Origin of the sequence: Sphingobium psychrophilum (assembly GCF_012927105.1) — a bacterium.
Taxonomy (GTDB): Bacteria; Pseudomonadota; Alphaproteobacteria; order Sphingomonadales; family Sphingomonadaceae; genus Sphingobium; species Sphingobium psychrophilum.
Genome location: NZ_JABBFV010000016.1, coordinates 78,255 through 99,189, shown reverse-complemented (window position 1 = coordinate 99,189; position 20,935 = coordinate 78,255). Strand labels below are relative to the sequence as shown.

21 protein-coding genes are annotated in these 20,935 nt (G+C 60.7%); 15 read left to right on the top strand and 6 right to left on the bottom strand.

The window, feature by feature from the left end:
- Positions 1–13 precede the first annotated feature (13 nt).
- From HHL08_RS18660 to HHL08_RS18645, 4 genes are all read left to right on the top strand, one after another.
- Positions 14–1,168, top strand: coding sequence for an LLM class flavin-dependent oxidoreductase (locus HHL08_RS18660; protein ID WP_169574535.1), 1,155 nt, complete (start codon positions 14–16; stop codon positions 1,166–1,168).
- A gap of 37 nt (positions 1,169–1,205) precedes the next feature.
- Positions 1,206–2,312: an LLM class flavin-dependent oxidoreductase gene (locus HHL08_RS18655; RefSeq protein WP_206377975.1), complete on the top strand. Its 1,107-nt coding sequence runs from the start codon at positions 1,206–1,208 to the stop codon at positions 2,310–2,312.
- Between the two features lie 162 nt (positions 2,313–2,474).
- On the top strand, positions 2,475–3,584 hold the full coding sequence (locus HHL08_RS18650) for a zinc-binding dehydrogenase (RefSeq protein WP_169574534.1): 1,110 nt from the start codon (positions 2,475–2,477) through the stop codon (positions 3,582–3,584).
- Positions 3,577–4,377: an SDR family NAD(P)-dependent oxidoreductase gene (locus HHL08_RS18645; protein ID WP_169574533.1), complete on the top strand. Its 801-nt coding sequence runs from the start codon at positions 3,577–3,579 to the stop codon at positions 4,375–4,377. The genes HHL08_RS18650 and HHL08_RS18645 overlap by 8 nt, the downstream gene beginning before the upstream one ends.
- Before the next feature lie 55 nt (positions 4,378–4,432).
- Here HHL08_RS18645 and HHL08_RS18640 read toward each other — a convergent pair whose 3' ends face one another.
- Entirely contained in the window at positions 4,433–5,095 is a 663-nt protein-coding gene (locus tag HHL08_RS18640; protein ID WP_235955135.1) for a beta/alpha barrel domain-containing protein, read from the bottom strand.
- 134 nt (positions 5,096–5,229) lie between these two features.
- Here HHL08_RS18640 and HHL08_RS18635 point away from each other — a divergent pair, with 134 nt between their 5' ends.
- The 8 genes from HHL08_RS18635 (at position 5,230) to HHL08_RS18600 (ending at position 12,534) form a co-directional block, all read left to right on the top strand.
- A complete protein-coding gene (locus tag HHL08_RS18635; RefSeq protein ID WP_235955134.1) occupies positions 5,230–7,620 on the top strand; it encodes a TonB-dependent receptor in 2,391 nt (796 codons plus the stop codon).
- A gap of 69 nt (positions 7,621–7,689) precedes the next feature.
- Entirely contained in the window at positions 7,690–8,148 is a 459-nt protein-coding gene (locus HHL08_RS18630) for a nuclear transport factor 2 family protein (RefSeq protein ID WP_169574532.1), read from the top strand.
- 7 nt (positions 8,149–8,155) lie between these two features.
- Entirely contained in the window at positions 8,156–8,992 is an 837-nt protein-coding gene (locus tag HHL08_RS18625; RefSeq protein ID WP_169574531.1) for an enoyl-CoA hydratase/isomerase family protein, read from the top strand.
- The gene (locus HHL08_RS18620; RefSeq protein ID WP_169574530.1) at positions 8,993–9,763 is read left to right on the top strand and encodes an enoyl-CoA hydratase-related protein; all 771 of its coding nucleotides are present in this window, start codon (positions 8,993–8,995) and stop codon (positions 9,761–9,763) included. It abuts the gene before it with no gap.
- A 23-nt stretch (positions 9,764–9,786) separates the two neighbouring features.
- Positions 9,787–10,011 carry a dodecin gene (locus tag HHL08_RS18615; protein ID WP_169574529.1) on the top strand — a complete coding sequence of 75 codons (225 nt, stop codon included), beginning with the start codon at positions 9,787–9,789 and terminating at the stop codon, positions 10,009–10,011.
- A 24-nt stretch (positions 10,012–10,035) separates the two neighbouring features.
- Positions 10,036–11,196: a flavin reductase gene (locus HHL08_RS26150; RefSeq protein ID WP_169574528.1), complete on the top strand. Its 1,161-nt coding sequence runs from the start codon at positions 10,036–10,038 to the stop codon at positions 11,194–11,196.
- Positions 11,197–11,253: 57 nt separating this feature from the next.
- Positions 11,254–12,015 carry an SDR family NAD(P)-dependent oxidoreductase gene (locus tag HHL08_RS18605; RefSeq protein WP_169574527.1) on the top strand — a complete coding sequence of 254 codons (762 nt, stop codon included), beginning with the start codon at positions 11,254–11,256 and terminating at the stop codon, positions 12,013–12,015.
- Between the two features lie 12 nt (positions 12,016–12,027).
- Positions 12,028–12,534, top strand: coding sequence for a nuclear transport factor 2 family protein (locus HHL08_RS18600; protein ID WP_169574526.1), 507 nt, complete (start codon positions 12,028–12,030; stop codon positions 12,532–12,534).
- A 49-nt stretch (positions 12,535–12,583) separates the two neighbouring features.
- On the opposite strand, the gene HHL08_RS18595 is transcribed toward HHL08_RS18600, so the two are convergent.
- The 3 genes from HHL08_RS18595 to HHL08_RS18585 all read right to left on the bottom strand — a co-directional run bounded on the left by HHL08_RS18595 (position 12,584) and on the right by HHL08_RS18585 (position 16,405).
- On the bottom strand, positions 12,584–13,423 hold the full coding sequence (locus HHL08_RS18595; protein WP_206377974.1) for a dienelactone hydrolase family protein: 840 nt from the start codon (positions 13,421–13,423) through the stop codon (positions 12,584–12,586).
- On the bottom strand, positions 13,420–14,610 hold the full coding sequence (gene bktB, locus HHL08_RS18590) for a beta-ketothiolase BktB (protein WP_169574525.1): 1,191 nt from the start codon (positions 14,608–14,610) through the stop codon (positions 13,420–13,422). Before bktB ends, HHL08_RS18595 begins: the two co-directional genes overlap by 4 nt.
- Before the next feature lie 157 nt (positions 14,611–14,767).
- Positions 14,768–16,405, bottom strand: coding sequence for a flavin-containing monooxygenase (locus HHL08_RS18585; RefSeq protein ID WP_169574524.1), 1,638 nt, complete (start codon positions 16,403–16,405; stop codon positions 14,768–14,770).
- Between the two features lie 1,005 nt (positions 16,406–17,410).
- Here HHL08_RS18585 and HHL08_RS18580 point away from each other — a divergent pair.
- From HHL08_RS18580 to HHL08_RS18570, 3 genes are all read left to right on the top strand, one after another.
- Positions 17,411–18,679 carry a tyrosine-type recombinase/integrase gene (locus HHL08_RS18580; protein WP_169574523.1) on the top strand — a complete coding sequence of 423 codons (1,269 nt, stop codon included), beginning with the start codon at positions 17,411–17,413 and terminating at the stop codon, positions 18,677–18,679.
- An 86-nt stretch (positions 18,680–18,765) separates the two neighbouring features.
- On the top strand, positions 18,766–19,080 hold the full coding sequence (locus HHL08_RS18575; RefSeq protein ID WP_169574522.1) for a type II toxin-antitoxin system MqsR family toxin: 315 nt from the start codon (positions 18,766–18,768) through the stop codon (positions 19,078–19,080).
- Between the two features lie 2 nt (positions 19,081–19,082).
- Positions 19,083–19,556 carry a type II toxin-antitoxin system MqsA family antitoxin gene (locus HHL08_RS18570; protein ID WP_169574521.1) on the top strand — a complete coding sequence of 158 codons (474 nt, stop codon included), beginning with the start codon at positions 19,083–19,085 and terminating at the stop codon, positions 19,554–19,556.
- Positions 19,557–19,765: 209 nt separating this feature from the next.
- On the opposite strand, the gene HHL08_RS18565 is transcribed toward HHL08_RS18570, so the two are convergent.
- Together HHL08_RS18565 and HHL08_RS18560 are read right to left on the bottom strand one after the other, a co-directional pair.
- A complete protein-coding gene (locus HHL08_RS18565) occupies positions 19,766–20,173 on the bottom strand; it encodes a DUF2513 domain-containing protein (protein WP_169574520.1) in 408 nt (135 codons plus the stop codon).
- Between the two features lie 92 nt (positions 20,174–20,265).
- The gene (locus HHL08_RS18560; protein ID WP_169574519.1) at positions 20,266–20,886 is read right to left on the bottom strand and encodes a hypothetical protein; all 621 of its coding nucleotides are present in this window, start codon (positions 20,884–20,886) and stop codon (positions 20,266–20,268) included.
- Positions 20,887–20,935: the final 49 nt, after the last annotated feature.

The following is a 20,935-nucleotide window of genomic DNA, read 5'->3' as shown; positions in this document are numbered from 1 at the left end:
GGGATGGAGAGGTATGAAGTTTCATCTTATGCAGACCGGCGTCGTCGGTCGCCGTCATGAAATCGAACAGGGGATGGCCGGCCAGCGGCCGGAGCTCTACCAGCGCTTTCTAGAAGAGGTTAAGGGCTATGTGCAGCTCGCCGATGAACTGGGTTTCTACGGCTATTGCCAGCCTGAGCATCACCTTCAGATCGAAGGCTTCGAGGCCAATAATCACCCCGGTATGTTCAGCCTCTTCGTCGGCCAGCATAGCAAGCGGATGAAGGCGGGCATCATGGGATACACCATGACCACGCACAATCCGGTCCGCGTCGCCGAGGAGATCGCGACTCTCGATCATATGCTCCAGGGCCGCCTCTATTGCGGCTTTACACGCGGCTATCACGCCCGCTGGGTCGATGCCTATGGTATCAAGGAGGGCGTAAGCGCCACGACGCCCGACAATGTGAAGGCGCGCGACGAGCAGGATGCCCGTAACCGCTCATTGTTCGAAGAGGGCGTCCGGGTCGTGAAGAAGGCATGGACCAACGACGTCTTCAGCCACAAGGGCGACAATTGGCAATTCCCGCCAGAGGGCGGATCGGCCGGCCATCCCGCCTATGCGAAATATGGCAAGGGCCAGGACGAAAATGGCCGGGTGCAGCAGATCGGCATCGCCCCCCTGCCCTACCAGCGTCCCCACCCTCCGATCTACGGCGGCTTTGCAGCGTCCGGCCGAACGATCGATTTCTGGGCCGAAGAAGGCGGGAAGCTGATCGTCCTGTCCGACAATATCGATTTCTGCGAGCAGTTGAATAATCGCTATATCGCGACAGCCGCCAAGAACGGCCGCGAAGTCACGAACACAGACGCATCGGCCTGGGGCGGGTTTCTCATGCTCACCGATGACAAGGATCACGCCGCCAAGCTTATGGAGGAGCATATGTGGTTCTGGGACGAGTGGTTCATCCCGCTCGGCCAGCGTCCACCCAATGTCCTGATAGGCTCGGCCGACGAGATCGCCGACAAGATCGGCCGTGCTCATGATCGGCTTGGCTTCGACGAACTGTTCCTGATGTTCGGGCAGGGTCATCTGGAGCCCGAGGCCAATCAGGAAGAACTGGAGAAATTCATCAGCAAGGTCGCGCCGCGCTTCTCGACCAAGGATGCCGAAGGCACGTTCGTCTAAGCCCGGTTAAGCGCACTCAAAAGATTAGGAGAGAGAAATGGCAATGCAGTGCGGCATCTTCATGACCCCGTATAATCCGCCGAGCCGGACGCCGCGGCAGGTGTTCGACTGGGCGGTCGATATAGCCCGGATCGCCGACGAGGCGGGCTATGCCGACTATATGATCGGCGAACATTATACCCTGGGCTGGGAGAATATCCCCATGCCCGAAGCCATCATCGCGGCCTGCGCCCAGACCACCAAGCAGATCCGCTTCGCACCGATGGCGCACCTGCTGCCCTATCACGACCCCGCCACGCTCGCGATTCGCATCGGCTGGCTGAGCCAGGTGATGGAAGGCCGCTACTTCCTGGGCGTGGCGCCGGGCGGCCACCATACCGACGCCATTCTCCATGGTTTCGAGAGCATCAGCGAACTGCCGCCGATGCAACTGGAAGCCCTTCACCTGATCGAGCGTATCTGGGAAGGGAAGCCTTTCCTGGAGAAGGGCAAATATTTCAAGGCAGGCTTCCCAGGCGCGGACACGATGCCGGAATATAACGTCATCATTGCCGACAACAGCCCCTATGGCGGCCGGGACAAGCTGGAAATCGCAGTCACGGGCCTGTCGCAAAACTCCTCTTCCATGCGCTTCGCCGGTGAGCGGGACTATTCGCCGATCTCTTTCTTCGGTGGCACACCGCAAATGAAGGCGCATTGGGATACCTGGGCGACCGCGATGGAATCCAAAGGACGCACGCCCGATCGCAAGCGGTACCGGGTCTGCCGCGATATCTTCATCGCCGACACCGATGCGGAGGCAAAGCGCCGGTTCCTTGCCAGCGGCCTCGCCCAGACATGGAAACACTATCTCAAGGAGATTTACGTCAAATTCGGCCTGTTCAACGGAATCATCCAGGATTCCGGCAAGGATCTGACGCCGGATGATATCGATGAGGATTTCCTGGCCGAACATGTCGTGTTGTGCGGCTCACCGGAAACCGCGATCGAAAAGCTCGAGGCGCTCGCTGACAAAGTCGGCGGCTGGGGACAACTCGTCTACAATCAGCATGATAGTATCGACGATCCCAAACCTTGGGAAGAATCGCTGCGCCGTTTCGCGTCGGAAGTCGCCCCTAAGGTGCGGATGCCTGGCATCGACTGAGTTCGAGGCATCCGATCGCTTATACGGATCGGTTCCCCTGCCCGCTCTTGCCTTCTGCGCAAGGCAAGAGCGGGCAGGGGATCGGACCAAGATGCTGGCTAGAATTCCAGCGTCGCATTGCTTCTGACGCATCCGGCGTAGCAGCCCCTGAGGAGAAAGAAGATGGCAACAGGCCGCGCCACCGTATTGGTGGAACCCAATCGACTGGAAACCTGGGACGTGCCGATCGTCGAGCCCGAACGGGGTGGCGCGTTGGTGCGGATCGTCCTGGGCGGCGTGTGCGGCAGCGACGTACACATCACCAACGGACAGGCCGGCGTCATGCCCTTTCCCATCATATTGGGCCATGAAGGCATCGGGCGGATCGAGAAGCTGGGGGGTTTCGACACCGACTATGCTGGTGTGCCCGTGAAGCCGGGCGACCTTGTCTACTGGTCGCCGATAGCTGCCTGCCATCGTTGCCATAGTTGTAACGTCCTCGACGAGACGCCCTGCGAAAACTCGCGCTTCTTCGAGGATGCTAGCAAGCCCAATTGGGGCAGCTATGCCGACTTCGCGTGGCTGCCAAACGGTCTTGCCTTCTTCAAGCTGCCCGACGGCGCAGACCCGCTCGCGATCGCGGCGCTGGGTTGCGCCCTGCCAACAGTCCTGCGCGGCTTCGACCGCTGCGGACCCGTCCGTCTCGGCGAAACAGTCGTTGTGCAGGGTGCCGGCCCGGTGGGCCTGTCGGCCGTTCTCGTTGCCAGGCAGGCTGGTGCCAGGGACGTGATCGTCATCGACGGTGTCGACAGCAAGTTAGAAGTTGCGCGGAGTCTTGGCGCCACCGCGACTGTCTCGCTGTCGGATTCGCCTGAAGAACGGCGTCGGCAAATATACGACATTGCAGGTCCATCCGGGCCGTCACTTGTCGTCGAGGCTGCGGGTTTCCTGCCGGCTTTCCCCGAAGGCGTGGACCTGACCGGCATCCATGGTCGTTACGTCATTCTGGGCCTGTGGGGCGCGATCGGCACACAGCCGATCTCACCGCGCGACATGACGACCAAGAATATCACCATTGCCGGGGCGACCTTTCCCAAACCCAAACATTATCACGGCGCAATGCACCTGGCTGCTCAGTTGCAGGACAAGGTGCCGCTCGCTGCGCTGGTGACGCATCGCTACGCCATTGAGGATGCCGACAAGGCCCTGGAGGCCGTCCACCAGGGCAAGGTCATCAAGGCAGTCATCGACCCGGAACTCTCGCCAGCGAGCAAAGGAAGAGAACATGGGTAACAGCGTCGCCGGTAAGAGTTGCATCGTCACGGGCGCTGGCAGCGGAATGGGACGCGCGTGCGCAATCGAGATGGCGCGGCAGGGCGGCAAGGTTTTCGCCGTCGATATCAACGCGGAGGCGGTCGAGGAAACCGTGGCGCAAATCACTGCCGAGGGGTTCGTTGCCGCTGCCCATTTATGCGACCTGCGCGATCCGGGCCAGATCAAGGCGATGACGGCGAAGGCGGCGGAACTGTTCGACGGCATTGATGTGCTGCACAATAATGCAGCGGTACATGAGACGGACCTGACCCCGCAGACCTCGATCGAGGACTTGCCCGACGATGTGTGGGACAAGGTCTATGAGATCAACTTGCGCGCCGTCTGGCTGGCGATTAAATATGCAGCGCCCTATCTCAAAGCGTCGAAACGTGGCCCAGCGATCGTCAACGTCGCATCGACAGGATCCTTCGTGTCCTATCCGCAGGCAGGCGCCTATTGCGCCACGAAGGGCGGCGTCTTGATGCTGACCAAGGCTGCGGCAGTCGATCTCGCCAAATATGGCATCCGCTGCAATTGCTATTGCCCCGGCGCGATCGACACGCCGATGGTCCAGAAATATTATGAGGCCGCACCCGACAAAGACCTCATTCTTTCGGTGATGACCGGTGCGCATCTCATCCCGCGGCTCGGTCGGCCCGAAGAGATCGCCAAGCTCGCATGCTTCCTGGCGTCGGACGATTCCAGCTTCATCACGGGGGCTGCCTATGTGATCGACGGTGGCACGCTGGCCTGGCGTGGCGTCAACGCCTGAACCTTAACGCGGCGTGGCGGCATTCCGGTCATCGGGTCGGAATGCCGCTTTTGCTTCATGCGACACCGATATGCGACGGAGCGCCTGCCGCAAGTTCGAGACAGTCTTTGATCGCGGCGCGGCTCGCACCCATTTTGATGGCGTTCGCCAGATGCAGCTTGAAGCCGGGCATGAACCGGTGCGAGGGCATCGCATCGCTCGCCATGGCGAGCAATTCCTTCGTCCGCGCGGACACGGTCCGTGTTTGCCACGGCACGGCGCAGAAATCGAAAAAGGCTTCGAACTGAGCCGGAGACAATTTGAGCATGGAACGCAGAAAGCCGGGCAGTTCATCTTCCATGCGATGCCAGAAAGGATCGTTTCCGACCCGATCGTCCCATATCTGCTGTTCCTGCTGAGTAAATACGATAACGCCGTCGGCATCGGCCAAGCCGGCCGCTTCTGTGATGAGGCTAGACGTCAGCATCAGCGAGTGAACACCCAGGCCCGCTATCACAGAGACGATCTCCTGTATCTGCTGCGGTGACGCGCCAAGCGCCAGAGCCTCGGCGATCGCATGCCGACTGGCATCCTTGTTCAGCGACGGAAGCGCACAGGCCAGACCGAGCTGAATCAGCGCGCGATCGACGGCGATGAGCGCGTCCCCATCACCCACATCCGCTGCCTCGGCCAGCGCATAAAACTCTTCAATCCCCACTCCCGACGTCGGCGTCATCATTTATTCTCCGCTTCTTCAACTCTGGTGTTGACGACCGAATATGCTTGTGTCAACTCTGGCGTTGACGATGGTAGGGCCGGATGAGTCCTCCACGTAAACTGGTCCTAACACGGCCATGGGAGAGGGAGGATAGCTTGACCCAAGCATTTACCAAGCGATTGCGCCGCATGAGTCTTCTGGCATCGACGGCACTTGTCGCCACCACAATGCCTGCCGGAATGGCAAGCGCGCAGGAGGCCGGTCAGGCCACTAGTTCGGCTCCGCGCGGTGGCGCGGCGGACATCGTAGTTACCGCCCAGAAGCGCGAGCAGCGCCTGAACGATGTCGGGTTGGCCGTCACGGCAATCGGCGGCGAAGCGCTTCAGAATCGCCAGATTTCAAGCCTGACGGACATTGCCTCGGCCGTTCCTGGCCTGGTGTTTTCCAACAGTGCGTCCAACACGCCGGTCTATACATTGCGCGGTGTTGGCTTCAACGATACGACGCTGGGTTCCTATCCCGACGTCAGTGTCTATCTGGACGAGGCGCCGCTTCCATTCCCAGTGATGACCAAGCTTGTCGGCTTCGACCTGGATCGCCTCGAAGTGCTCAAAGGGCCGCAGGGCACCTTGTTCGGCAACAATGCAACCGGCGGCGCGATCAACTTCATCGCTGCCAAGCCGACCAAGACATTCGAAGCCGGCGGCACTCTCAGCTATGGCCGCTTCAACGCCATCGACGGCGAAGCCTATGTGAGCGGACCGATTTCCGAAACGTTGGGTGTGCGCATTTCGGGCAAGGCATCGCATTCGGACGACTGGCAGAAGAGCTACACCACCGACGCGAAGACCGGCGGCAGCGAAAATTATGCCGGCCGCATCATTCTCGCTTGGGAACCGACCGATCGCCTTCGGGTCAACCTCAACGTCAACGGATGGCTCGAGAAGGGCAAGCCGCCAGCATTGCAGTTGATCGGCATCCGCAATCCAGGCCCTGGCAACCCGGTTACAAACTATCCGCTGGCACCGCAAAATGCGCGATCGGCCGATTTCTCGACGAATATCGATCCCTATCTCGACAATAGCATGTGGCAGGCGATCGGCCGGATCGACTATGACCTGACGGACGATCTGTCGGTGACCTCGCTGACATCCTATGTCGACTATAAGCAGAACATGGCGTTCGATGGTGACGGCACTACGCTCAACAATGCGGATTTCCGTTTCTTCGGCGGCGGCATCAAGAGCTTTTCACAGGAACTGCGCATCGCCAATGGCGGCGGCGGTCCCTTCCGTTACATCGTGGGCCTGAACTATTCCGACGATCGTGCGAAAGACAGTTCGGAACTGGACTATCGCGATTCCACGATCAACACCGGCACCGCAGCATTCGGCGGTATCTTCCGGTCGGGCTTCCGCGCCAACCAGAATATGAAGAACTACGCAGCCTTCGCCAACGCGGAATATGACGTCGGCAATCTGACCTTCAAGGGTGGTGTCCGCTACACCAAGTCGAAACGCGAGGCGGACAGTTGCTTTTTCGGCATTGCGGCGGAAGGCTCGAACGTGCCGTTCGCGCCGCTCTATACCTTCTTTGCCAATCTGCTCCGTTCGCAAAATGGCCTTCCGCCCATCACCGTGACGCCGGAACAGACCTTGGGCTGCCTGACTATCGACAATACCGGCTTGTTGGGCGAATCCCCCACATTCCTGCCCGGCCAGTTCGTGGGCAAGCTGAACGAGGACAACGTGTCCTGGCGCGCGGGTATCGATTACAAGCCGCGTCCGGGCATCCTGCTCTATGCGAACGTCGCCAAGGGCTACAAGGCGGGTAGCTTCCCGTCGGTCGCAGCCTCTACGACCCAGCAGAGCCAGCCAGTGCGTCAGGAGTCTCTGCAATCCTATGAAGCGGGCTTCAAACTATCGCTGATCGACCGGACGCTCCAGGCCAACGGCGCGATCTTCTATTATGACTATCGCAACCGCCAGATCCGATCGAAGCTGCTCGATCCCAATTTCGGTCCGCTCGACGTTCTGGTGAACGTGCCAAAGTCGAACGTGAAGGGTCTCGAACTGGAACTGACGGCCAATCCCGCAGACTGGTTCACCGCCTATGCCAACTTCACCTATCTCGATGCCAAGGTGAAGCGTTATACCGGTCTCAACCCGGAGACGCTAGCAGTCGGACAAAATTTCGACGGTGCCGCACTGCCCTACACGCCAAAATATCAGATCGGCACGGGTTTCAGCGTCGATTTCCCGCTCAATGACAACGTCAACGGTTTTGGCGGAGCCGACCTCAACTATCGTAGCCAGACCAATGCGTTCATCGGTGCATCCAACCTGTTCGAAATCAAGGACTATGGCACGCTCGATCTGCGCGCAGGCATCAAGTCTCAGGATGACCGCTGGTCGTTCCAAGTCTGGGGCAAGAACGTGACCAACAGCTACTATTGGGACAACGTCGCCTTTTTCTTCGACACTGTGACGCGCTGGCCGGCCCGCCCGGCGACCTATGGCGCAACCTTGAGCGTCAAGTTCCGCTGACGCTTACTCTCCCGCTCGGCGAAGGGGCGAGCGGGAGAGACTTCTGCCCCCAAAGGAGAATGATCAAAGATGACAGACAGCCAGATCTCGCAGCTTTTGGAGCAGCAGGCGATCGAACGGATGATGTTCCAATATTCCTACTATCTCGACATGAACGATCCGGTGAACATGGCGACGCTCTTCGTGGATGACTGTGAGGTCAGCTACGCCCCCAATTTCGGCGCGGTCGGCATCGAAGCGTATAAGAAGACGCTCGACGGTATCGGCACCTTCTTCAAGGGCACCAGCCACCATAATTCCAATGCTGTCGTCGACTTTATCAGCGAGACCGAAGCGGATGTCCGCTCCATCGTTCTGGCCGTCCATCGCTACACCAAGGACCGTCCCGACGGCATTCTCTACGGCCAGTATTTCGATCGCGTCGTCAAGGTCGACGGGCAGTGGAAGTTCAAGCGCCGCGAGCTGCGCACGACCATGACCACCGATTATCACGTCAAGGCTTCCAATCCCATCGGTCGGCTGGAGTAATCGCTCCATGCCTCCCTATGAAGCCATCAGGATAGAGCATGAGAAGGCGTTGAGCTGGATCGTGCTCGATCGACCCGAGGCCGCCAACGCCTTATCTCCGCAATTGCTCGACGAGTTCGGCCATGCGCTTGAAACGCTCAAGCATGAGGGCGGTCCGGTCATCGCCATCCGGGGCGAAGGTCGGGGCTTCTGTTCGGGCATCGATTTGGGAGGTTATGGCGGTGGCGACAATGGCCCGGCCGATCCCATGGCCGACCGTGACCGTCTCGAAGCCAATGTCGCGCGCTGGTTGCAGATGTGGGACCATCCAAAGCCCGTCATCGCGGCGGTCCATGGCTATTGCATGGCCGCCGCCGCGCAGATGTGCGTGTTCACCGACATCACCGTGGTCGCCGACAATGTGAAGATCGGCGAACCGACCATTCCTATCGGTGGCGGCTTCATCGCCCCGGCCTGGGTTTCGCTCGTCGGGCACAAGCGGGCGAAGGAATTCGCCTTCGTGCCGGGCAACTGGATCGATGGTCCTACGGCCGTCCAATGGGGCTGGGCCAATCACTGCGTACCGGCCGACGACCTCATCGCCTGCGTGCGCTCGCTTGCGCAGCGCATTGCGCTCACGCCGCCTGAAGTGCTCAGGCTGAAGAAGCTTTCGATCAATCGTGCGGCCGAAGCCCAGGGCTTCCGTCAGGCGCTGTCAGGCATCGCCGAAATCGACGCGCTACTGCACCTCGCCCCCGCCGTCCTCGAGATACGCGCCCGCATGAAAGACAAGGGTCTCAAGGCGGTCATCCAGGAATATAAGGTCGCGCCGACGAGCCCGCTGGTCGCGCCAAAGGAGTCATGAATGTCTGACATCATATTTACGAAAGACGGTCACACCGCGCATGTGAAGCTCAATCGTCCGCAAGGCCTCAACGCGATCACGCAGGAAATGGACGACCTGCTGCTCGCGGCCTGGACCGACATCAATGTCGACCCCGATATCTGGAGCGTCATTCTTTCGGCTGAAGGCGAGAAAGGCTTTTGCATTGGCGCGGACGTTTCCGGCGGCGCCGAACGCAAGACGCGCATGGCGCTGGCTGGTGGCCTGACCGGCATCGGCGGCCCGCTCGTAAAACTCAAGAAGCCGCTCATTGCTGCGGTTCAGGGTTTCTGCGTCGGCGGCGGTTTCGAACTTGCCATGTGCGCCGACATCATCGTTGCCGCCGACACCGCCCAGTTCGGCCTGCCCGAAACCAAGGTCGGTATCATCGGCGAATGCGGCGTCGTCCATCGGGCCGTGCGTCAGCTTCCCCATCACATCGCGATGGCCATGATCCTGACCGGCGATCGCATCAAAGCGGAAGCAGCAGAGCGCTATGGGCTCGTAAACGAGGTCGTGCCCTATGCCGATCTTGCGGCCACGGCCCAGAAATGGGCGGACAAGATCAATGGCGCTTCGCCGCTGGCCAACCAGGCTGCGAAGGTCGCCGCTCTTGATCGGCTCGGCTACCCACTCGAGGTCGCCCTCATGACGAAGTTCGAGGAAATCGAGCAATATGCCGCAAGCGCGGACAAGCGCGAAGGCGAACAGGCCGCCGGCGAACGGCGCAAGCCGGTCTGGACCGGACGCTGATAGCACCAAGGAGGAGCCAGGAAATGAGTGATCATGTCTATCGGATAATCGAGATCGTCGGCTCCTCCACGTCAAGCGTGGACGACGCGATCAAGACCGCCATCGCCCGCGCCAGCGAGACACTGCATGGCCTGCGGTGGTTCGAGCTGGTCCAGACCCGCGGACATATCGAAGACGGTCAGATCCAGCATTTCCAAGTCACATTGAAGGTCGGCTTTGTCGTCGATCCTGCGAACGGTTCCGGCTGAACGCCAGACTGAAAGAGGCGCCCCGTGCTATCTTCCCCGCAAGTCCTTTCCATCGATCCGAAATGGTATCGTCAGGTTCTCGGGCAATATCCGACTGGGGTCTGCGTTATCAGCGCAACGGCAGCCGATGGCGTGCCGGTGTCGATGGTCGTGGGTTCCTTCACGTCGGTCTCACTGAACCCAGCGCTTGTCGCCTTCTTTCCGGATCGCGGATCGAGCAGTTGGGCCAAGCTGCGCGACTGCGAGCATTTTTGCGTGAATATCCTGGGCGCACAGCAGGAGCCTGTCTGTCGCCAACTGGCGTCCAAGGACCCCGAAAAATTTGCCGGGGTGCCCCACCGGATTTCAGAGCGGGGCTGTCCCGTGCTTGAGGATGTGGTCGCCTGGATCGAATGCCGACGCCACGCGATCACCGATGCAGGTGACCATGAGATGGTCACAGGCGAAATTGTCGCGCTCGACATTGCTGGCGGGGGCCTTCCGCTTCTCTTCTTTCAGGGTGGTTACGGCCAGTTCGCCCCTGGCGCGCTCGTCGCGAGCGAAGCGCCGGGCCTGTCACTTGCCCAGCTTCGGCAGGTGGATCGGGCGCGGGCCGAACTGGAGCGCCTTGCCGCCGAAACCGGTGGACGCTGCATCGCCACCGTCCGGGCCGGGGAGGAGCTGATCGTGGCGGCCAGTGCCGGACAGGGCAATCTGCCGGGCATCGCAACGCTCGTCGGGCAGAGATTGCCGTTCCGCCTGCCGACCGGGTCGGTGTTCGCAGCTTGGCTCTCCGATCAGGAAGCCGGCACCTGGCTTGGCCGCCACGATGCTAAGGTTCGCGAAGCTGCTGCCACCGTCCTTGCCACAGTGCGCGAGCGCGGCTTTTCGGTCGGCCTAATAAGTGAAGCCCAGCGCATCTTCTCTGCCCAGCTGGCCGCCACAGGTGACGATGAGATCGCGGTCGAGGCGCTGGAGGAACTGATTTCGGACCTGACCTATGATCCTGCCGAATGGACCGATGCGACCAAGGGACAGGCGCGGGTCGTCTCGGTGCCGGTTTTCGGCGCTGACGGTGCCATCGCCATGGCGCTGACCCTCTATGGTTTCCCCAAGCCGCCAGAAGGTGGCATCGATATCTATATCGCGCATCTGATCGATGCAGCCACCCGCGTTGGCGCAGGTCTCGGAGCCCGCGCGCAATAGATCATGAACCTGCCGGGCGAGAGCCGCCTTGCGCATTCAACTTTCAAGGAGACACCGATGGACATGCGCGATGTCGCAGCAATCGTTACGGGAGGCGCATCGGGCCTGGGTGGTGCGACAGCCTCCATGCTTGCCGCGCACGGCGCGCGGGTCGCGATCTTCGATGTCAACGAAGAGCAGGGGAACAAGAAGGCCCAGGAACTGGGCGGCGCGTTCTTCCGGGTCGATGTCGCCGATGCGCAGAGCGTGAAGGATGGGCTGGAAGCCGCAGCACAGGCGCACGGCACGGCGCGCATCCTGGTGAACTGCGCAGGCGTCGCGCCTGCGATCAAGACGGTCGGCCGCGAGAATGTGCCGCATCCGCTCGATAGCTTCCGCCGCGCCGTCGAAATCAATCTCATCGGGAGCTTCAACGTCATCGCCCAGTTCGCCGCTCTTCTGGCCGCTGCTGAGCCTGTCGGCGAGGAACGTGGGGTCATCGTCAACACCGCAAGTGTCGCTGCCTATGACGGGCAGATGGGCCAGGCGGCCTACGCCGCATCCAAGGGCGGCGTCGTGGGCATGACGCTGCCGGTCGCGCGCGATCTGGCGCAGCACAAGATCCGGGTCATGACGGTCGCACCGGGCATCTTCCTGACGCCTATGCTGATGGGATTGCCCCAGCCGGCGCAGGATTCGCTTAGGCAACAGGTTCCCCACCCCAGCCGCTTGGGGCACCCGGAAGAATATGCTCAACTGGTGGAAGCCATCATCGGCAACCCCATGCTCAATGGCGAAGTCATCAGGCTCGACGGCGCGATCAGAATGGCGCCGCGATAGAAGGAGAGAGAAATGGACCTGGAGCAACGCATTCGCCGGCTGGAGGATCGCAATGCGATCTCTGATCTCGTCGTCTCCTATTTCCTGGCGTCCGACGATGACGATTCCGACGGCGTGGCAGCCAGCTTCACCCCCGACGCCACATTCAGTTCGTCGGGCGTTCTCAATGCGACCGGTCGCGATGCCATCGTCGAATTCATAAAGACGGCCCGTTCCTATATGGGGCTGACGGTGCACACCCCCCATTATGTCCAGTGCCGGTTCGAGTCCGACGATCGGGCTACCGGCCTTGTCGGCGCGCATCTGGAACTGGTTGTCGGTGGCACCAGCGTCGTCGGTGCCGTCCGTTATGTCGACAGCTATGTCCGGGACGGCGAGGTCTGGCGTTTCGCCTCGCGCGACATGCGCGCGGTTCATATCGCGCCGTGGGATGAGGTCGGCGCGGCGTTCGCCTCGACGACACCAGTGCGCTGGCCGGGAGCCGAAGCTGCAACCTCGGATTTCCCGCGCAAATCCTAAAGTGTAGCGCAGGTGTGCCAGTCCGCTGGACTTGGCACGCCGGCTCGCATCAGGGCATGACGATTGTCGCCGTCGTCCCGCCGTCAGGCGCTGCCCAGATTTCATCCAGAAACGCACGCATGGCATTCCAGGAGCGACGATCGGCGACGGGATCGTAGCGAAGCCAGTCGGGAAGGCCGCGCTCATGCGCCCTGGGATTGGTGAAGCTGTGGCGGACCCCGCCATAGACATGCATCTCCCAGCGGACCTTAGCTTCCCGCATCGTCTGCTCGAAAAGCAGCCGCTGTTCTGCGTCGATGGAGGGATCGTCCGCACCCAGCAGCAGCAGGATTGCTGCCTTGATGTTCGGCGCATCCTGTGGCGCAGTCAGCGCCAGACCGCTGTGAAAGCCCACGACTGCTCCGATATCGCGGCCCGTAAGAGCCAGTTCGAGGGCCATCGTACCGCCAAAGCAGAAGCCGATCGCCCCGACCTTCGCCGGATCGACCTCCGGTTGCGCAAGCAGCGCGTCATAGGCTGGCACCACGCGGCCGCGGACGCAGGCACTGCTTTTCTGCAAGGGTTCGAGCTTCTGTAGAACCTCCTCAAGTCCGCCCAGTTCGCGCGCCTCGCCATGGAGATCGCAGGCCAGCGCGACATACCCAAACTCGGATGCGATCCGTTCGGCGCGCAGGATGGCCTGGTCGCTTAGACCATAGCCCTCGGGAAAGACGAGGACGCCAGGGCGAGGCCCTGCGTCAGCGGGTATGGCGAGATGTCCGCGCATCGACAGACCGTCCGCCGCATAGTTCACCGCCCGTACGCTGATCGCGCGCGCATCCGGGGGCGACGGGCCGGTCCGCAAGATGCCCTCGAGCGCCGATGCTGTGTCGGGATAGAGCTTCTTCATTCAGCGCCTCCGACACGCTCCACGACCATGGCGATGCCCTGCCCGCCGCCAATGCACATGGTGATGAGACCGTACCGCCCGCCGATCCGCTCAAGCTCGTAGATCGCCTTGACGGTCAGAATCGCGCCGGTCGCACCGACCGGGTGGCCGAGCGCTACCCCCGAGCCGTTGGGATTGACCTTCTCCGGATCGAACCCCAGCACCTTGGCAACGGCGCAAGCCTGAGCTGCAAAGGCTTCGTTGGATTCGATGACGTCGATCTGTTCAAGCGCGACGCCCGCCCGTTCGAGCGCTATGGGGACCGCCTTGACGGGACCGATGCCCATCCGGTCGGGTTGCACACCGGCATGGCCCCAGCTGATGATCCGCGCGAGCGGCTTGAGTCCATCGCGATCGACGGCCGCCTGCGACGCCAGGACGATCGCGGCCGCGCCGTCGTTGATCCCCGAGGCATTGCCGGCCGTCACAGTGCCGTCCTTCTTGAACACCGGCTTCAGACCCGACAGGCCGGCGACCGACACGTCGGCACGGACATGTTCGTCGGTATCGAACAGCTTGGTGCCCTTCCGATCCTTGACCTCGATCGGCAGAATCTGGGAGGCGAAGCGCCCCTCCTGCTGCGCCCGCGCCGCCCGGCTATGGCTTAAGGCTGCGAGTGCGTCCTGTTCTTCGCGCGAAATGCCATGGTCGGACGCGACATTCTCGGCCGTGATCCCCATATGCATGCCCTCGAAAGGGTCGCTCAGCACTGCGAGCAGCGCATCGACCATCTTGATGTCGCCCATCTTCTGGCCAAATCGAGCCGCAGAGACGATATGGGGAGAGCGCGTCATGGATTCCGCGCCACCTGCGACAGCGACGGCACATTCATCGAGCGCGATCATCTGCGCGGCTGATATGATCGCCTGCAGGCCCGATCCGCATAACCGGTTGAGCGTAAGAGCAGGGGCATCGATCGGGATGCCGGCCTCAACCCCCGCCACACGGGCGAGATAGGCATCCTTGGGCTCGCTGGGAATAACATTGCCCATGACCACATGCCCGATCTGGTCGGCGGCGATCCCTGCGCGCGCAATGGCTTCGGCAATGACGGCAGCACCAAGCTTGGCCGGAGGGAAATCGCGCAGGCTTCCCCCGAAGTCGCCGATGGCCGTGCGAACGCCGGAGAGGATATAGACTGGTTTCATGGCTTCCTCATCTATTTGGGTAAGATTGTTAGGTGCGCGAACTGTCGTTTTGTAGCGGAAGTCGACAAGGATGCCGTGCTCGCCCGACCTTGCATCCATTTCGCGCGTTTCATCGTTGTCCGGCAAAGACGACCGATGCAAACCTGCGGCGAACGGTCTATGCGAGTTCGAAGCCCGCATAGTCGGAATAGGCCACTTCCTCGCAACGCTTGCGATATTCGGGGCCGCCGCCGACATAGACGAGGGTACGCCGTACGATGCTGCCATCCGGCTTCGTCGTCGTCTTGACCCACCATGCATTGGCGTCGGCCATGAGCGTCCTTGCAAAATCGGCATAGACGGCCTCGGTCCATTGCGCTTCTGCGGCTTCGCTGGCTTCCGAGAAGGTCAGATCGCGATCCCGCATATAGGTGATCATGCGGGTGACCCACTCGCCCTGCAGGCCGCCGCACACGCCTACATTGCAGAAAGCCGATCCATTGTGCGGGCCGACCAGCGTGAAGAAATTGGGAAAGCCGCGCGCCTGGAGTCCCAGGAACGTCGAAGGTCCGTCGGCCCAGGCATCCTTGAGGCGCTGACCGTTCTTGCCCGTGATGTCTATGCGATCGAGCGAGCCGGTGACGGCGTCGAATCCTGTTGCGAAGATTATAACGTCGAGATCATAGACGCCGTCCGCAGTCACTATCCCGTCGGATGTGAAATGCTGGATCGGCGCGTCCTTGATATCGACCAGATGGACATTGGCCTGGTTATAGGCTTCATAATAGTTGGTTTCCATCGGCACCCGCTTCGCACCGAACGGGTGGTCCGTCGGAATCAGTTTCTCCGCGACCGCCGGGTCGGTCACACGCTGGCGGATTTTCTTCGCGATGAAATCGGCGAGGAATTTGTTCGACTCCTTGTTCAGCAGGAGATCGCGAAAGCCGCTGAGCCAGATGCCATAGCCTGGCTGATTATAGAGCTGCTCGAAAAATGCCTCGCGCTCCGGCTCCGAAACCTCGGTGCCTTTGCGCGTATCGCGATGATAGGGAAACGCCGTCGGCGTCGATTTTACATATTCCAGGATCGTGGGATAGCGCTTGCGGATGAGATCCATCTCGTCCTTTTCGATCGGCATGTTGCCGAGCGGCGTACACCAGTTCGGCGTGCGCTGGAAAACATAGAGATCCTTGGCTGTCTGCGCGGCGATCGGAATGATCTGCACGCCGGTCGCGCCGGTGCCGATGACGCCCACGCGCTTGCCCGTGAAATCGATCGACTGAGGATTGCCCTGTTCGTCGGTCGGCCAGCGGGACGTGTGAAAGGCCTCTCCCTTGAAGTCCTCGATCCCCGCATAGTCCGGCATCCGCGAGGCGGATAGCGGGCCGGTCGCCGATATCAGGAAGCGACAGGTCAGCTGCTCGCCGCTGTCCAGGCCGACCTTCCAGACATTGGCGAGGTCGTCATAATGGGCGGACTCAACCTTGGTGCGGAACCTGTAGTGGCGACGGACATCCATTTTGTCGGCGGCGTACTTGGCATAGCGCAGCATCTCGGGCTGCCCGGCGAAGGTTTCGCTCCATTCCCATTCGGGAATGATGCCGCTCAGCGCGAAATAGCCATAGGTGTAGCTTTCGGTATCGAGCCGGCAGCCGGGATAGCGGTTCCAGTACCAAGTTCCGCCGACATCCTCGCCCGCCTCGATGCCCAGAACCCGCATGCCTTCCCGGCCGAGAAGATAGGTCTGGTTCATGCCGGTGACACCCGCACCGATGACGATCGCATCATAATCCGGCTTTGTCTCAACTCCACTCACGACACATCTCTCCTTGGAACGATCTTTCCTACTGTCAACGCTCGCGTTGACGATCTGTCAAGGATATTTGGATTGGCGGCCGTCTCCGACGTTGAAAATGCCCAATTTCGCCCGTTGTTATGATAGCGAAATAATCATCGCGTTGCTCGATTTCGGATCGATGGCGTGCATGGACAGGCAGCGCATGGCCATGCAGATGCGTTCGGTAGGGTTGGAAAGCGAAGATTCGCAGAGCGGGTTGGAGCTCAAATCGACCTGATCCGAGCACGGACTTTCTCGTTCGTCCCGCGGCGCGTGAACGCTCGTAAGCGCGCCAATGCGATACAGCGTATCGACGTATTTTAGGAAACGATGCCCCCGGGATGACCAGTCCCGCTCTACGCCGTTGCGTGACGGCTACTGCATCTAGCCTCTGCGGGTCTGGTCCATTCGGTAACGATCTCTGGCGCAGGCTTGGTCGTAAGCAACCGTCCTGCGGACGCAACGCTGGCGCGAGGTGGCGTCTTGAGCTGACGCTCCGGCCAATTTTTTTGAAAATTTTCCGTCGGACACGAGGCCGCTTTTCTAACAACGCGGGGTAGATGCGATTTTACCCCACCCCCCACCGGGGCACCCCCTCATGTGATCAGGCAGAAACGGCAAGGCCCCCCTCCCCGACGGGAGCGAACAGCAAAGCGCGCCAGTGGAGACCCGGGTGGGGATTTCAAAGCTGTCGAGTGGGGATGTGGTGGGGCGTTTTTCTGCGGGGTCCGCCAGATGGCGCTTAAACCCTTGAAAAACTTGGAGCGGGCGAAGGGATTCGAACCCTCGACCCCAACCTTGGCAAGAAGACCGACTGGCTTTTCCTGAGCGCGGCTGACTTGTATTGAGTACGCAAATCCAGCGATATAGCTCAACTCATCTTTTCCGAAGCGCGATCACATAGCCTAAAATGGGCTTGCGTCTGGTGACAATATGGTGACAAAATGCTCGGCAAGAGATTTTGTCACCAAATGGGGGAAATTCATGCCCACGGTCAAACTAACCAAACGCAGCGTAGATGGGCTGCTCCCTCCCGCCAAAGGGCAAGCCGTGCTCTGGGATACGGAAGTCCGGGGCTTCGGCGCACGCATCCTGCCTTCGGGTACAAAGACCTTTATCCTGCAATATCGGAATCCAGAGGGCATCCAGCGCCGAATCAATATTGGCCGATATGGCATACTGACGGTTGATCAGGCTCGCGATCAGGCGAAGCTGCACCTCGCTTCTGTTATCCAAGGCGAAGATCCCGCCGACGAGAATCGCCGGGCACGCAAAGGTATGACGGTCGCTGAGATGTGCGATTGGTATCTGATCGAGGCGCGTGCTGGGAACATCCTTGGAAGGCTGAACCGGCCGATTAAGGCGTCCTCGCTTGATATGGATGAAAGCCGGATCAAGACGCACATCATCCCCCTTCTCGGCAAGCGCGTGGTCGCGCAGTTGAGCATCGCCGATGTCGAGCAGATGCAATCCGACGTGAAAAATGGGAAAACGGCCAAAGCTCGCACTGGTGGACGTGGCGGAAAGGCGACCGGCGGAGCTGGTGTCGCCTCGCGGTGCCTTGGCACAATTCAGGCAATCATCGGCCACGCCAAGCACAAGGGATTGCTGGCCAACCATCCCACCCAAGGCGCCAAGAAACTGGCTAGCAAGAAGCGAACCCGGCGATTGAGTGTTGCCGAGATCGAGATGCTCGGGAAGGCGATTGCCTATGCCGAGCAAAATCATGAGAATCCTGTTGCGCTGGGCGTCCTACAAACGCTCCTTCTGACCGGTTATCGCCGGGAAGAGGCGCAAGCCATGCAGAGTGCCTGGGTCAATGCTACGGGCGGATTTGTCAGTTTCCCTGACACCAAGGGCGGCGCGCAGGTCCGCGCAATTGGGCCCGCAGCGCTCAAAGTAATCCAGAGTCAGGCGGAAATCGTCGGAAACCCTCACGTATTCCCGTCTGAAGCTGGGTCCGGCCCCTACACCGCTGTAAGCTCCTGTCTGGACCGCGTCTGCAAACTCGCCGGGATCTCGGGGGTCACACCCCACACACTGCGGCATACGTTCGGGAGCATCGCGGGCGAACTCGGTTTTTCCGAACTTACGATCCGCGCCATGCTCGGGCACGCCTCCCAGAACGTGACGCAGGATTACATCCATATCGATGAGGCGCTGAAGCTGGCGGTCCAACGGACTTCGGATGAGATCGCTCGGTTGTTGGAGGTCGGAGCGGCGCGACTGCAAACCATGCAGCAAGCCGCGTGACCTTTGCTCTACCGGCCTGGGTCATGCCGAGTGGAATTGTGTCCGCAATCCCACTGTTGAAAATTAACCTCCAAGGTGTATATTGAATGGCGAGAAAGAGAGTCCCGCACCACAATCTCTCCGCCGTGCAGGCGAAGTTTTATGATGTGGCAAGCTTGGAGATCACGCGGACGGCAACGCGTAGCGCTCAAGCCTTGGGCTACTCGCTCGGAGATGTGGTGGCGGTTGTACAGGCCCTTGAACCCGGGGACTTTGTGAAGTCGGAGACGGCTCACAATCCGGTGAACTCGAAGGTTTGGCACGACAGCTACCGAATCCCGTGCGACGGTCTGTATCTCTATCTGAAGTTTGCCGGCGAGACGCTGATCGATGTCGTGCTGACGTCGTTCAAGGAGGTTTGAAGGTGACGCAGACACGGATTCATCCCGAGACCGGCCAGGTCCTCCGCCGCGACGCTCGTTTGCAGACGGTCAGCGTTGGGTCGATGTCGCGCGAGGTCGAGGTGCCGGGCTGGTATCCCGAAGACGATGGTGATTCCATCCATTCGGGGGCGGAGCTGCAAGCTCTGGATCAGGCCTATCTCGAGCTGCGCACGGCTTATGCCGCGCGCGTCAAGGCTGTGCGAAAGAAGCTTGGCCTCACCCAGGAAGAGGCGGGCCGGATTATTGGTGGCGGACGGCGCGCATTCCAGAAGTATGAAAGCGGAGCCACACCGCCCAGCGAAGCCGCAGTGGGCTTGATCGAGATTCTGGACCGCCATCCGGAGGAACTGGAAACCCTCCGCAACCTGCGCAGGCTCGCCTCGCGGGAAAGTGCAAGCGGTCGTCTCCCTTCGACCGGGCAGAAGGGCGTCCATAGTGCCGCAGCCGCAGCCTGACGCCAACGCGGCTCAAGCGTTGCAGCACACATCTCAACGAGATCGAGGCGCGTGAAGGCGACTTCCCGCGGGCAGGAGGTCGCGGTGATGGCGCGCGCTTTGGGGTCACCGATGATCCCCGCGAGCGGGTGCCGCTACTGGCCGGACCGCGCGGAGCCGACCGACACGAGGGACGGATCAGGCTATAATCACGCAATTTCCATTGAAGATCAGAGGTCCAGCTCAACGCCGGTGTGCTGCTCGATCTTCTTCTTGATCAGCCCTTTGGCGAGCGCCTTCAGGAGGTCGAGGCTGAAACCGCCGGCCTGTTTGGCCCCGGCCTTTGTCTCGCGCCAGATGGCGGGGTCGCGGATGGTGTCGAGGAAGTCGTGGCCGGCCCAGGTAATCTGACCGATTTGCCAGACCGCACCGGACAGCTTCGCCTGGATCGTGATGAGACCCGCCTCGCCAAGCAGAGCCAGATGGTATTCGATCAGCTCAGCCTGCTCGCGCGGCATTTTGCCTGCACCATCTTCGCCCAGTATCTCGGCGATCTCCGGAGTCATCAATTCGAACGCCCGCCGACCGTCCTCGATCTCCAGCAGTAGGTTGCGAACCAGATCCATGTCACGTTTCATGGCATGGATCTTAACTACAGACCCACCGGAAGGACAGCGATCTATCAATGCCTTCCGTGCGCGAGGCATGGTCCTGCCGCCATCATCGGCGTTCACGCGCGAACGAGGTGATAGCGTCCATTTTTCCGGGCACCGACAAAGTGCAGAAGATTGCAGGCGCACAGTCCTGCAATATCGCGCCGCGCGGACTTGATGCTCACCCGCCAATGCGCGGCAACATCGCGCGCCCTCGTCGATAAACCGCGCGCGACTCGGTCGAGTATCCAGCGCTGACGCTCATTGAGCCCGTCCGTTATTGGGTCATTTACAGGGCCACTTTCAGGGCCATTTATAGGGTCAGAATTCGGCCAATATCTGCCCGTAGCCATTTCTTCCCGGTGCCCGTGCCCGAAAGACGCTCTGCCTGGCCCTACTATGGCAGCCTCCGACAAGGCTGATTGCTGACTCTCGATGATGCCCAGGACAAACGCCCGGATAACCGGAGACGTCGCAACCAAACGCAAGAAGAAGACCGTGTCTGGCCCATGTTGCGCGGCCATCCAGTGCTTGGCGGATCGCTCGCTGGCATGGGTCAGACGCATCAGTTGCTTTACCGCGCGATGCGTATCGCCATGTTCCTTGCGCAGCAGATTCGCGATGACTTCGGCATAGGCCTGACGGCTGGCGAGTGCGCCTTCCCAAGCTGGCAACTTCCTGCCCTTTTTCGGCAACATCTTCCGGTCCTTTCCCACATATACTGTTGAGAGTGCGGGAATGCCGGAG

Bases quoted from the DNA above. Each gene is read 5' to 3' on its own strand.
- HHL08_RS18660 (WP_169574535.1), top strand. From the start codon at position 14: ATGAAGTTTCATCTTATGCAGACCGGCGTCGTCGGTCGCCGTCATGAA.
- HHL08_RS18655 (WP_206377975.1), top strand. From the start codon at position 1,206: ATGGCAATGCAGTGCGGCATCTTCATGACCCCGTATAATCCGCCGAGC.
- HHL08_RS18650 (WP_169574534.1), top strand. From the start codon at position 2,475: ATGGCAACAGGCCGCGCCACCGTATTGGTGGAACCCAATCGACTGGAA.
- HHL08_RS18645 (WP_169574533.1), top strand. From the start codon at position 3,577: ATGGGTAACAGCGTCGCCGGTAAGAGTTGCATCGTCACGGGCGCTGGC.
- HHL08_RS18640 (WP_235955135.1), bottom strand. From the start codon at position 5,095: ATGATGACGCCGACGTCGGGAGTGGGGATTGAAGAGTTTTATGCGCTG.
- HHL08_RS18630 (WP_169574532.1), top strand. From the start codon at position 7,690: ATGACAGACAGCCAGATCTCGCAGCTTTTGGAGCAGCAGGCGATCGAA.
- HHL08_RS18625 (WP_169574531.1), top strand. From the start codon at position 8,156: ATGCCTCCCTATGAAGCCATCAGGATAGAGCATGAGAAGGCGTTGAGC.
- HHL08_RS18620 (WP_169574530.1), top strand. From the start codon at position 8,993: ATGTCTGACATCATATTTACGAAAGACGGTCACACCGCGCATGTGAAG.
- HHL08_RS18615 (WP_169574529.1), top strand. From the start codon at position 9,787: ATGAGTGATCATGTCTATCGGATAATCGAGATCGTCGGCTCCTCCACG.
- HHL08_RS18605 (WP_169574527.1), top strand. From the start codon at position 11,254: ATGGACATGCGCGATGTCGCAGCAATCGTTACGGGAGGCGCATCGGGC.
- HHL08_RS18600 (WP_169574526.1), top strand. From the start codon at position 12,028: ATGGACCTGGAGCAACGCATTCGCCGGCTGGAGGATCGCAATGCGATC.
- HHL08_RS18595 (WP_206377974.1), bottom strand. From the start codon at position 13,423: ATGAAGAAGCTCTATCCCGACACAGCATCGGCGCTCGAGGGCATCTTG.
- bktB (WP_169574525.1), bottom strand. From the start codon at position 14,610: ATGAAACCAGTCTATATCCTCTCCGGCGTTCGCACGGCCATCGGCGAC.
- HHL08_RS18580 (WP_169574523.1), top strand. From the start codon at position 17,411: ATGCCCACGGTCAAACTAACCAAACGCAGCGTAGATGGGCTGCTCCCT.
- HHL08_RS18575 (WP_169574522.1), top strand. From the start codon at position 18,766: ATGGCGAGAAAGAGAGTCCCGCACCACAATCTCTCCGCCGTGCAGGCG.
- HHL08_RS18565 (WP_169574520.1), bottom strand. From the start codon at position 20,173: ATGAAACGTGACATGGATCTGGTTCGCAACCTACTGCTGGAGATCGAG.
- HHL08_RS18560 (WP_169574519.1), bottom strand. From the start codon at position 20,886: ATGTTGCCGAAAAAGGGCAGGAAGTTGCCAGCTTGGGAAGGCGCACTC.